Source organism: Coriobacteriaceae bacterium (assembly GCA_025992705.1).
Lineage (GTDB): Bacteria > Actinomycetota > Coriobacteriia > Coriobacteriales > QAMH01 > QAMH01.
The window spans coordinates 1,388,481-1,400,893 of the sequence record DAJPGJ010000001.1 but is presented as its reverse complement, the minus strand read 5'-3'; the positions used below and the strand labels follow the sequence as shown (position 1 = coordinate 1,400,893).

The window sequence follows — 12,413 nt, the reverse complement described above, 5'->3', positions numbered from 1 at the left end:
ATGCAATTTGTGTAGCAAAGAATAGGAGCTATGCCATGGAATACGTAACGATGGTAACTTTCCCGGTCGAGAGCCAGGCATACGAGGCGTTTTCCCACCTCAAGAACAAGCCGGTCACATCGTCCTACACGATTCTCCAGATGGTTATCGTGAAGAACGTCGATGGAAACGTCGTTCCCAAGGACGGGTTCGATTCGGGCCAGGACACGACGGACGACACGTGGATGGGCGGCTTGCTCGGAGCAGCCGTGGGCATACTCGGAGGCCCCATCGGCATCCTGCTCGGCGGTGGCGTGGGCTTGCTCGCGGGAAGCCTCGTCGACGAGAGCGATGCTGCGGACAACACCTCGCTGCTTGCCTACAGCAGTCGATCGCTGCTTCCGGGGCAGACGGCCCTCATCGCGCTCGTGCAAGAGGACGATTCCGCGGATTTCGACATGCAGTTCGAGGGCATGGACTGCGCGGTCATGCACTGGGATGCCGCAGAGATCGCCGATGAGGTCGATCAGGCCGAGCAAATCCAGGAGGACTTGGCCAAGCAGGCTCGTGAAAAGATTCGCGCCCAGCGCAAGGCCGATCGTCATGAAGCCATCGAGAAGAAGCGTGCCGAGATCAAGCAGAAGTTCGAGGACTTCAAGAAGAGCCTGTAAGGCAGGCATCTGCGACAATTCCAGGGTGGTTCCCCATGGGGGAGCCACCCTGTTTTCTTTCATGTGTCGAATTCTTTATGCTAAGCTCAGGATTATAGAGAAAAGACGCGAAAGGGGGCGTTCATGCAAAGCACCGTACGCCTGGCCATCGATGGCATGCATTGCGCGAACTGCGCGGCCAACATCGAAAAACATTATCGTGCGACTCCCGGGGTGGTCGATGTCGCGGTCAATTTGGCAAACAACACGGGCAAGGTCACGTTCGATCCCTCGCAAGCAAGCGTAGATGACATGCTCGCCGTGTTCGACAACCTCTCGTTCACTGCCGAGATCATCCCCGAAGATGCCCCTCTCGTGGACGAGAAGCGCCGTGCGAGAGAAATGGCGCGTGCGAAACGGGACACGAAGGTCTTCGTGACGGCGTGTGTCTTTACCGTCGTCGTCTTTTGCATCGGAATGCTTCCCGGGTGGCACATGGGCGTGGGAGACGCACTTGCGGGAATCTTCGTTGCAGATCCTACGCATGCCCAGTCGATGTTTGCCTGCAATCTCTTGCTCATGGCGCTCACGATTCCCGTGCAGTTCTGCTGTGGCGCACGGTTCTACAAAGGCGCATGGGGGTCGCTCAGGGGCGGCTCCGCCAATATGGACGTGTTGGTCGCCCTGGGTACCACCATTGCGTTCGCATTCTCCATTTACATCACGTTTCTGCCGGTCATCACCAACGACTGGGGTCCTGATAGTGCTGCCATGGAGATAAACGACGGCATGCCGTACTTCGAGACCTGCGCCATGCTCATCACGTTCGTCTTGCTGGGAAAGATTCTCGAGGGAAGGGCGAAGGGAGCCACCAACCAGGCGATCGAGGCCCTCATGAACCTCACCCCACCCACCGCCCGCGTCATCCGCGGCGGCAAAGAGCAGGAGATCCCCCTGGCACAGGTTGCCGCAGGTGATACCGTCGTCGTCTTTCCCGGTGAGAAGATGCCGGTCGATGGCGTCGTGATCGAAGGATCGACCGAAGTCGACGAATCCATGCTCACGGGAGAGGCCCTTCCCGTCGTCAAGAGCGAGGGAGACGCGGTGACGGGAGGTTCGCAGAACACCACGGGATCTGTCACCGTGCATGCTCTTCGCGTGGGTGCGGATTCCACGTTGGCGCGCATCGTGCGTGCGGTCGAGGATGCCCAGGGCTCGAAAGCCCCCATTCAGCGCATCGCAGACAAGATCGCCTCGATCTTCGTGCCGGCCATCTTGATCATCGCGCTTTGCGTCTTCTGCGTCTGGTTCTTCTTCGTGGAACCGGACGTGGCATCCCATCGCCTGCAGCAGGCGTTGATGCCGGCCATCGCGGTCATCTGCGTGGCGTGTCCCTGTGCGCTGGGCCTTGCTACGCCGACTGCCCTCATGGTGGGTATGGGAAAGGGCGCCCAGCTTGGCATTCTGATCAAGGACGGCTCCGTGCTCGAGATGCTCGTGAAGCTCTCGGCCATGGTCTTCGACAAGACCGGCACCATTACCAGGGGTGAGCCCACTGTCGTCACATGCGATGTCGCAGACGAGGCGCTGGCCATGGCGGCTGCAGTTGAATCGAAAAGCGAGCATCCGCTTGCCCACGCCATTGTCTCCTATGCCGCCATGCGAGGTATTGGCGACCTTCCCGAGGTCACCGACTTCAAGGCTGTCGTCGGTGAGGGCGTGAGGGGCAAGGTCGACGGGCATGACGTCTTTGTCGGCACGAGCGTTGCGCCAGGTGGTGCTGGGTCGGGCGTTCTCGTCAGCATCGATGACGAGCCTATGGGATACATTCAATTCAAAGATGAGCCGAAATCGGATGCGGCTTCCACGGTGCATGCCCTCATGAAGGACTTCGACATCGCTTCGTATATGGTGACGGGTGACAACGAGAAGACCGCGAGGCTTGTCGCCTCCGAAGTCGGCATCGCGGATGCCCATGTCTTTGCGGGGGTCAAACCGCTTGAAAAGGCCAGTCGCGTACTCGAAGTGAAATCTGCCGAAGACGTGCGCATGCTCGAATCAGCTTCGAAGAGAGTGCAAGACGCCGAGGCAAAGAACATCGTCGCATTCGTCGGCGACGGCATCAACGACGCACCTGCGCTTGCCGCGGCAGACGTGGGCATCGCCATGGCATCAGGCACGGACGTGGCCTTGGATGCCGGCAGTGTCGTGCTCATGCGCAATCACCTGAGTGATTTGGTGGTTGCGTTGCGTCTCTCCAAGGCGACGATGCGCAAGATTCGCCAGAACCTCTTCTGGGCCCTCATCTACAACTGCATCATGATTCCGCTGGCCGCCGTGGGCATCTTGGCACCGGCGTTGGCGGGTGCGGCCATGGCGCTGTCGAGCGTGAGCGTCGTCTGCAACTCGTTGCTGCTCAAGCGCTTCCGGTAGGCGTCATCTCGACCGGAGCGGCCGCAAGGCCGCCCCCTTTGTCATTCCTTACTTGCTCTTGAGCTCGCTGATTGCGCCGGCGATGGCGTGCATGACGTTGCGGCGGCTCAGGGCCCCCACGAGCCTACCTTCCCCGTCTATGACGGGCATCTTCTTGATGCGCTTTTCAGAGAGCGTGTGGACTGCCTTGTCGAGCGGCGTGTCCTCGTGCACGGAGATGACGCGTTTTGTCGCGATGTCCATGACGTCGAGGTTGAGCAGGTCGACCAAGCGCGAGGTGAGCGCGGTGTCATCCTCGAAACGGTAGATGTTGAGCGTCGAATCGAGCAACGAGATGTCGTTGCTGCCAAGGTAGGAGGCCACATCGCCATCGGAAATGAAGCCGACGAGCTTGCCGTTTTCGTCGATGACGGGCAAGCCGCTCGCGTCATGTGCCGCCATGAACTCGATGACATCGTCCATGGTCGTACCGGCGAGGACGGCAAGGGGATTGCGGTTCATGGCGTCCGAGACGTGATATTGCATCTCTCCGGAGGCGTCACTGCCAACCTCGGCCGCGATGTTCTCGTTTGCCGTGGCATCCACCGTCACGCCGTCAAAGCCGGCCGCATAATCGACGGTCTCCTCGCCGGCTGCCTGTGCCTCGACTTCCACGGCGCCCTTCTCCCTCGCCTTGTCACGCACGAAGAAGAGGATGACGAGTACGGCGATGACCATGATCGCCGCCGTAGTGGTAAACGCCATGTGGTCGCCGATGAACATCTGCTCGATGCCCACGGCATCAGGCGCGAAGACGGGCGCGAGCGCCGAGATGGACACGAGAACGGCCGTGCCGAGCGAGGCGGCAACCTGGTTGAGCGTGTTGGACAGGCCCTGCGCGTGCTGGATGACGTCGTTGGGCAGCGAGTTGACGCCCCAGGTGTTGAGCGGGGTCATCGTGAACTGCAGGCCGATGGTGAGAATCGTGTAGGCGAGCATGATGAAGATGAAGTCGGTATCCATACCCAGAAGCGTGAGGCAGAAAGCGCCGAAGAGCGCGACGATGGAGCCGGGCACGACGACCTTGCGCACGCCGAAACGATCGAAGAGGCGGCCACTCACGAGACCCATGAAGGCACCGATGACCGCACCGGGTAGCATGGCGACACCCGACATCGTGGCCGAGTAGCCGCAGACACCCTGGATATACAGCGGCGTGATGACGCCCGTGCCCATGAGGGCGGCCTGCACGATGACGATGATGATGACGGTCGTCGCGTACTTGCGCGTCTTGAGGATGTCGACCTTGAGCATCGGGACGGGCAGCTTGAGCTGGCGGCGCACGAAGAGGCCCACGAGCACAAGGCCGACGATGATGAGCGCGCCCGTCACGAGGAGGTTATCGCTCGAGGAGAAGGTCGAGAGGCCATAGAGCAGGCAGATGAGACCCGCGGAGGAGAGCAGGACGGAGAGAGGGTCGAAGCTCGTGCGCTTGAAGTCGCCGTAGTTACGCAGCAACACGAGCGAGAGCACGAGGACGACGACGGTCAGGATCGTGACGATGCCGAACAGCCAGCGCCAACCAACCGAGTCGACGAGCAAGCCCGCAACCGAGGGGCCGATGGCCGGGGCAAAGCCGATGATCAATCCGATGGCGCCCATGGCGGTGCCACGCTTCTCGCGAGGGAAGACGAGCAGGATCACCGTGAACACCATGGGCATGACCATGCCCGTGCACGTGGCCTGCAGCACGCGGCCAAGCAGCAGCACCCAGAAGTTGGGCGCGAGCGCGGCAGCGAGGCTACCAACGGCGAAGATGACGAAGCCCGTGTTGAAGAGCTGGCGCGTCGTGAAGCGTCCGATGAGGAAAGCCGAAAGCGGGATGATGACGGCCGCGACGAGGGAGTAGCCGCTCGTGAGCCACTGCACGGTGGTCGCATCGACCGAGAGGCTTGCCATGATGGCGGGAAGCGCGGGGGAGAGCAGCGTCTGGTTAAGCACCGCCAGTAGCGTGCCCGCCAGCAGCACGCCGATCATTACCATGTCTCTTCTGCTCACATCCAGTGCCATGCTTCATCAGCCCTTCGTTGCTATTCGTCTAAATTGGATTGTGACTACCTATGATAGCCAAGATTCGGGCTATGTTTCAAAAAGTGTGTCCGAATAAGACCCGTTACCCCAGTTGAACACAAGCAAATCAGGTCCTTGAGTTGGAATCGCCCAACTCGAAGGTGTTTCAAAAAGTGTGTCCGCTTTCCTCTTGACGTGCCTGTTCAGGCAAGCTTTCCGAAGGGAAAAGTTGCCTAGTGGACAGGATGACGCCTTGAGTAGCCCGAGATGCGACGTTTGCGGAAGCGAGATGAAGGGGAACGGATACACGAAGGCAGGGACCAAGCGCTGGCGGTGCAAGTCGTGCGGTGCCTCCAAGACGAGAAGGATTGACAACGCCGCCAAGCTGCTCCGGGCCTTCCTTGCCTGGATCCTCTCCAAGAGGTCGATCGCCGATCTCGGATACAGCAGGTCGACCTTCTGGCGAAAGTGCGCCGGGTTCTGGGAGCTTTGGCCCATCGCCCCTTTCACCGGCGAGGTCTTCGACACGGTCTTTCTCGACGGCATCTGGTTTTCCCACGACGCCGTCGTGCTCGTCGCGCGCTCCAAGGAGCACGTGATCGCATGGCACCTGGCGCAAAGGGAGTGCTCGAGCTCCTGGGCGGCGCTGATGATGAGGATACCCGCTCCGATGCTGGTGGTGTCGGACGGATCCACCGGGCTCGCGAAGGCGGCGCGCACCGTATGGCCCGGCACCAGGATACAGCGCTGCGTCGTGCATGCCGCGCGCCAGGTCAAGCGCTACACGACCAAGAGTCCCAAGCTCGAGTGCGGCCGCGAGCTCCTGGGCATCGCGAACCGCCTGACGAGGGCCAAAGACGAGGACGCGATGAGGGAGTGGCTCGTCGACTACGCGCAGTGGTGCTCCGATTGGAGCGAGTTCCTGAAGGAGTTCACGGTGAAAGACGGCAGGAGGGTCTACACGCACGAGAGGCTGCGGCGGGCCAGGGGAAGCCTCAACCGCCTGGTGAAGGAAGGGACGCTTTTCACATTCATCGAGATGCAAAGGGAGCGCGGCGGGCGCTGGGATTCCACCAACAACCCGATCGAGAGCCTGAACGCGCAACTGAGGGAGATGCTCAGGCTGCATCGGGGATTGCCGCTGCTGCACCGCGTGAAGGCCGTCATGTGGTGGTGCTACATGCACACCGAAGAGCCCGAGAGCCCGGCGGAGATCCTGCGCCGCATGCCGAGGGACGAAGACGTCGACGGGCTTTTCGCAACCGTCTCGGGCGAGGGCCGGCATTCGGATGGAAGCCCGGAGAGGTATGGGAAGGCCATCGACTGGAACGAGTTTCACATGCCGACGAGGTACCGTCAGTGATGTCCCGCCGGACACACTTTTTGAAACATAGCCCCAAGATTCGGGCCCGAAACGTTACGCCTCGTCAACGGATGTGGGCCGTGCCTTCACGACACGCCGGTCATAGGTGATGAGCCCATTGACCTCTTCCTCGACATCCGTGAGCTGCGTGTAGACGTAACCGGAAAGCCCCTCGGCTTCAAGCGCATTGGCCTTTTCGAGCTCATGTCTGACGGCCGCGGCGAATTCTTCCGCGTCTTCGTGGGTATCGTAGCCGTAGGATCGCTCGATCGCGCTATGTCCTTCGACGCGAAACGCACTGCCGCCGAACTCCGATATGACGCGTGCACGCTCGTCATCGCATCCATGGCCCTTGGGCAGGTGCAGATCACGGAAGTAGTTGTGCTCGCTGACGTAATCTCCGCCGCCTTGGTCGTACCAACCGCTTGCCTGGTCAAAGGGGCGCGTGTCGTCAAGCTGTGCCAATGCGTCCGTCATCTTGTTCGCTTCGAACTGTCCCCAGGCTTCGTTGAAGACGGTCCAGTTCGCGATGCAGGCAAAGTTGCGCAGGTTCTCGATGGTGGCGTGCGCCTGCTCAAGCCAGAGTTCGCGCGCAGATGCGTCTTCGGCACCGAAGCGAGCGAGCTTCTTCGTGTCATCGACATGACGTGCGATGCCGGGAAAGACCGTGGGTAGCTGGCTGGTCCAAAATGCGGGATAGCTCTGGGCGCCTCCGTTGACCATATCCTGCCATACGATCATGCCGAGGCAGTCGCAATGGTAGTACCAGCGTGCCGGCTCAACCTTGAGGTGCTTGCGCAGCATGTTGAAGCCGAGGCTGCGAGCCACTTCGATGTCGTAGCGCAGAGCCTCGTCGCTTGGCGCGGTGAGCAAGCCATCGGACCAGTACCCCTGGTCAAGCACGCCCTTGAGGAAGAGTGGCTCGTGATTGCAGCAGAAGACCGGCATGCTCTTGCCTTCGACGTGCTCGATGGTGAAACTGCGAAATGCGCAATAGCTGCCTACGGCATCCTCGCCATAGGAGATGCCAAGGTCGTAGAGGTGCGGATCAGCGGGGCTCCAGAGATGGGGGTCCTCGAGCGCAAGCTCGATATCATGGGGGCCAATGCCTTGCACGGGTGTGCTTGCAGAGGCGACGAGCTCACCTTCGTCGAAGACGTCGACCGAGAGCGCACGCTCGGCATCGTCGATGCTGCCCGCCACGTGCACGCGCAGCTGCAGCATGTCCTCGCTGGTGCGTATGTCGAGCTTCTCGATATACGGGTCGCTGACCTCTTCCATCCAGACGGTCTGCCAGATGCCGCTTTGTGCGGTGTACCAGATGCTGCCACGGTCGAGGCGCTGCTTGCCGCGTGGTTGCGTGCCTGTCTCGCTCGGGTCGCGTACGGCAAGGTCGATCGTGGCGACCGACTCTGCGTCGCCGAAGGCCTGCAGGGCGTCCGTGATATCGAAGCTGAAGGGCGTGTAGCCACCGCGATGGCTTCCGACAGGATGTCCGTTGACGATGCACTCGCACGCGAAGTCGACTGCTCCGAAGTGCAGGAGATAGCGTTTGCCCGGGCGCTTGAGCATCGATACGCTACGGCGATACCAGATGGTCTCGTGGGGAAGCAGCTGGTGGCCCACTCCCGAGAGCGCTGATTCGGGGGAGAAGGGAACGAGTATTTGCCCGCTATAGACGGAGTCGGCTTCGTTTCCCTCTTGCTGGTCCGTGCGTATCGTGCATTCCCACCAGCCATTGAGGTTCGCGTATGATTCGCGGCGCATCTGGGGACGCGGATATTCCTGGAGCAGGTCATGGGGGTCAAGTGTCTCGCCCCAAGGCGTGAGAAGCTGCACGAGCTCGTCATCGGGATGGGTCTGCAGGGCGCTCTTGAGCGCGCGTCTGAAATCGAACATCTTTGGTGCCCCATCCTTTTTATCTCGCCTGCAGGCAATTCGGAACGTCTGGTGGTACAATCATACGCGATATAGATTATTTGCCAGACGAACAATTCAAAAATCAAAATACGTGTGGAAGGGCCGGCCATGGATATTGTGTCACCCGAGCACCATCAGGCGTCTGGATTCACCGACCACTGTCGCGTAAGCGTTCCCGGCAGAACCGAAGTTGCAGGAAACCACCAAGATCATCAAGGTGGCTGTGTCATTGCCTCGGCCGTCGACAGGCGTATCGTCTGCGATGCGTATGTGGATGCCGGTAGCCGCATTCGCGTGCGTTCCTACGGACATGGAGAATGCTCCATCAACCTTGCCGATCCCAATTGCTGGACCTCGCGGGCAAGTGAGCGCAACACGACCGTCTCGCTCGTGCGCGGAATGGCTGCCCAGCTCATGCAGCAGGGCGTCGAGTTGCAAGGTTGTACGCTCGATATCCATTCGGATATCCCTTCTGGGGCAGGGCTTTCCAGTTCGGCTGCCTTCGAGCTTTGCGTGGGTGCCGCACTTGCCGTTATCGGTGGCTGGCGCATCATCGCGCACAGGGATGGCGTCTCACTCGAGGACGACATTCGCGAGAAGCGCCTTACGCCCTTGCATCTATCTCAGATGGCCCTGCATGCCGAGCGGGCTTTCTTTGGCAAGCCCTGTGGCATCATGGACCAAATCGCCTGCGCGTTTGGCGGCGTCATTCTCATGGATTTCGCCAATCGCGTGAATCCTGCGATAAGCAAAGTCATCTTGCCGCCTTCCTGCGATGGCTATACCTATCTTCTCGTAAGTTGCGGAAGTGGGCACGAGGACGCGACGAGCTCCTTCGCGAGCGTCGCACAGGACATGCAGGATGCGGCTGACGCCTTCGACGTCGCACAGCTTCGTGACATCTCCATGGACCAATATGTCAACGACATCGGCCGCGTTCGTGCGGAGTACGGCGATCTCGTTGCCTTGCGCGGCCTGGCTTTCTTCGAGGAGTTTCGTCTCGTGCAGCGGCGCGTCGAGGCCTTGCGTCGCGATGATGCCCAAAGTTTCGTATACCTGACCAATCGCTCGAGCATCGTGTCGGCAGAACACCTGCAAAACGTTGGTTTCCCCGGAGATCACGAGGACGCCATGGTCACGCTTGCCCTGTGTCAACGCGTGCTCGCGGAGCTCACCGTCCCCGTCGATGGCACGCTGTGTGGATCGGCACGCATTCATGGTGGTGGCTTTGGCGGCACCATCCAGGTGGTCGTGCCCAATGACAAGGTCGAGCCCTTCGTGGAGCGCATCGAGAGCCTGCTTGGCACCGGGGCCTGCATGCTCGTGAAGCTCGGGGCACCGGGCATCAGGGTCGAGTCCGCCGCCGCATGACGGCAGCGCGTCGGCGTTCCCCTCGAGGCGCGTAGAGCGGCCGCGATGGTATAATCTGCGCTTGATTCTCTTGGCGTTCACGAGGGGAGGGGCACGGGATGTACATGCAGATTCGCCTGCCTTTGGCGTGCCTCGTCATCATGCTTTATTGCCTGCCGCTCTTCCTGCGCAAGCGCCGCCTGCCCACGAAGGCGTCTCGCGTGTTTTCCTGCATGGGTTATGTGAGCATCGCGAATCTCTGCGCCGCCTCGGTGACGGAGTACACCGTCAACAATCGTACGCTCGTTCCTGATGCCTTCAACTACGGATGGCATCTCGTCTTCCTCGTCACGCTCGCGCTGTGGTGCGCCCTGCTGCTCATCTACGTGCTCATGCTCATCGAGCGCATGGGCGGGGGAAGCCAGCGAAACCTCATCATCTTCAGCTGCGTGATTTGCGCGCTCATCATCGCAGCGCAGCTTGTCCTGCCCATCGAGTACGTCGACACGCCACAAGGCTCGTATTCGCTCGGACCCAAGGCCTACGTGCTCTACATCATGGTGGCCTATACGATCATCCTGCTCATCGTGTTGCTTGTGCGCTATCGCACGGTGCTCGGGCACATCAACAATCTCGTGCTTCTCGCATCCTTCCTCGTGCTCATCGCCGTCGCCATCGTGCAGGTGATCTGGCCCTACATCCTCATCACGAGCCCTGGTCTTGTCATGATCATGATTGGGCTCATGGTCACCATGGAGGATGCGCGTCTCTATATCTCGCCCAAGACGGGGCTTTACAATTTTCTGGCCTGCAGCACCATGCTCCAGGAGCGTATCGCCCAGTCTGACGAGGTCAAACTGGGCTGCTACCTCTTCTTTGGCGAGGAATCCGAGGTCGTGCGCGCAATGAAGGCGGTCAACGAGCAGGTCGCGTATGCGGGCAGTGGCTTCATGTGCGGCACCTTCACCGATAACGTGCTGCTCGTGTTGCCGGTGCCACGCTGGCGGGGCACGACGTCCATGCCCGAGTCGCTGCCCATGCCGAGCAAGCTCGACGAAGAGGTGCGCTGCGAGGCACAGGTGCTTACGCTCGAGGATGTACGTGATGTCCATCAGGTCCGCTACGCCCTGCGGGATGTCTACAACCATTTTTGGTCAGACTGTCTATATCTTGACGAGTTGACTCATCTCATGCGTCGCCAGGCTTTCACGATGCAGGTCAACGCCATGATCGAGCGCGAGGAACCCTTCGCCCTGCTCATGATCGATCTCGACGATCTCAAGGGTATCAACGATACCTATGGTCATGCGATGGGGGACAAGGTCCTGCGTAGCGTTGCCAGGGTCTTCAGCAAGGTCATCCGCTCTTCCGACATTGCCTGCCGCATGGGCGGTGACGAGTTCGCCATTGCCATCTCCGGGACGACTGACAAGGATACCTTGCATGCCATTCTCGAACGCATCGACCAGAGCCTCGAACGCATCGACGATTTGCCTGCGGGTGACATGGCGGTGAGCGTTTCGGTGGGCATTCGCGTCCATGATCCATCGGAGGGCAAGGCTAGCTTTGCCGATCTATACGCGCAGGCCGATGAAGCGCTCTACAAGGTCAAGCGCTTGGATAAGGGACACTTCGCCTTCTACGAGGACGAGATCGGGCATTAGAGCTGTTGAGCCGGGATCGAGTACACGGAGCCGGCACCGAAGAGCTTGCCAAAGAGGTACTTGTTACCTGCGGATTCCTCCGATATCCAGATGCGCCCGTCGTGGCTTTCGATGCCCTCGCTCATGGGCGGGGCAACGAGGTCTGCCACGAGGTTGGTCGAATCGATGAAGTATAGAGGCACCTCGCGCCCATCGACGAGGAAGGCCGCACCTTGCTGCGCATCGTGCACGTCGTAGGTGCGCAGGTGCGAGGAGGTGAGCCCGTATGAGCTCGAGAGCATGATATTGCCATCGGGAAGCACTGCCATGCCCTGGACGGCATCCGGGATGGAATAGACGTAGGCTGCCTGCGTGGCGTAGCCAAATGCGCCGTTTGCATCTGCCGGATAGGCGAGTATGACCCCGGCATTCTCGCTGCCGTCAGGCACGATGAGGTGATGCTCCGCAGGGGCGGGATAGCTTGGAATGAGGTGGAAGGTACCCGCGTAAAGCGTGTCGTTTTCGATGTTCATGAAGGCCGGCGTGATGTCGAGATCGACTGCGGAGATGGTCTGCACCGCGCTGCCGGCGCTTGCCGAGGCGAGGTCTGATGCACTGAGGACGAAGTAGCCATCCTCGCTCGCCAGGAAGGCATATTGGCTGTTCGTCGTTATGGCCGAGCCGTGGTCATCGTAGATCGAGCCGTCGGGGAGCGTCACGAGCAGACGGGCGACGGTGCCATCGGCATCGCGACGATAGACATACGAAGGGCCACCGCTTGCGTCATAGCCGCTGAAGAACCAGCAGCTGCCCTCATCGTAATAATCGAGGTCCTGGCACACGAACCCGTCATGGATGCCGGGAATGTTGAACTCGCGCTGCGCCTCGGAGTAGTACGTGTGGTACGCGACGCGCACGTACGCGTTGATGACGACGAGGGCGAGGACGAGCACGCCCGCCGCGATGCCGATGGCCCACAGTGCGATGCGCTTGCCCTTGCCCTTCGTCATGATTGCCTACCCGCGA

General features: G+C 60.5%; 8 protein-coding genes. 5 read left to right on the top strand and 3 right to left on the bottom strand.

Translation table 11 applies throughout. The features are described from left to right. The first annotated feature begins 35 nt into the window (after window positions 1-35). Both OIM11_06300 and OIM11_06295 read left to right on the top strand, forming a co-directional pair. Complete coding sequence (locus OIM11_06300) at window positions 36-650, top strand: hypothetical protein (GenBank protein ID HJJ00736.1); 615 nt, start codon at window positions 36-38, stop codon at window positions 648-650. Between the two features lie 123 nt (window positions 651-773). Then, entirely contained in the window at window positions 774-3,062 is a 2,289-nt protein-coding gene (locus OIM11_06295) for a heavy metal translocating P-type ATPase (protein HJJ00735.1), read from the top strand. 48 nt (window positions 3,063-3,110) lie between these two features. Here OIM11_06295 and OIM11_06290 read toward each other — a convergent pair whose 3' ends face one another. After that, window positions 3,111-5,084, bottom strand: a complete 1,974-nt coding sequence (locus tag OIM11_06290) for an MDR family MFS transporter (protein HJJ00734.1) — start codon at window positions 5,082-5,084, stop codon at window positions 3,111-3,113. Window positions 5,085-5,286: 202 nt separating this feature from the next. Here OIM11_06290 and OIM11_06285 point away from each other — a divergent pair, with 202 nt between their 5' ends. After that, on the top strand, window positions 5,287-6,474 hold the full coding sequence (locus OIM11_06285) for an IS1249 family transposase (protein HJJ00733.1): 1,188 nt from the start codon (window positions 5,287-5,289) through the stop codon (window positions 6,472-6,474). 54 nt (window positions 6,475-6,528) lie between these two features. Here the strand turns inward: OIM11_06285 and OIM11_06280 are convergent, their stop codons facing one another. Continuing rightward, window positions 6,529-8,373 carry a glycoside hydrolase family 2 gene (locus OIM11_06280; GenBank protein ID HJJ00732.1) on the bottom strand — a complete coding sequence of 615 codons (1,845 nt, stop codon included), beginning with the start codon at window positions 8,371-8,373 and terminating at the stop codon, window positions 6,529-6,531. Between the two features lie 129 nt (window positions 8,374-8,502). Between OIM11_06280 and OIM11_06275 the strand changes: the two genes are divergently transcribed. After that, window positions 8,503-9,765, top strand: coding sequence for a hypothetical protein (locus OIM11_06275; protein HJJ00731.1), 1,263 nt, complete (start codon window positions 8,503-8,505; stop codon window positions 9,763-9,765). 98 nt (window positions 9,766-9,863) lie between these two features. Continuing rightward, window positions 9,864-11,408, top strand: a complete 1,545-nt coding sequence (locus OIM11_06270; GenBank protein ID HJJ00730.1) for a GGDEF domain-containing protein — start codon at window positions 9,864-9,866, stop codon at window positions 11,406-11,408. Here the strand turns inward: OIM11_06270 and OIM11_06265 are convergent. Beyond that, the gene (locus tag OIM11_06265; GenBank protein HJJ00729.1) at window positions 11,405-12,397 is read right to left on the bottom strand and encodes a hypothetical protein; all 993 of its coding nucleotides are present in this window, start codon (window positions 12,395-12,397) and stop codon (window positions 11,405-11,407) included. The genes OIM11_06270 and OIM11_06265 overlap by 4 nt on opposite strands. Between the last annotated feature and the right edge of the window lie 16 nt (window positions 12,398-12,413).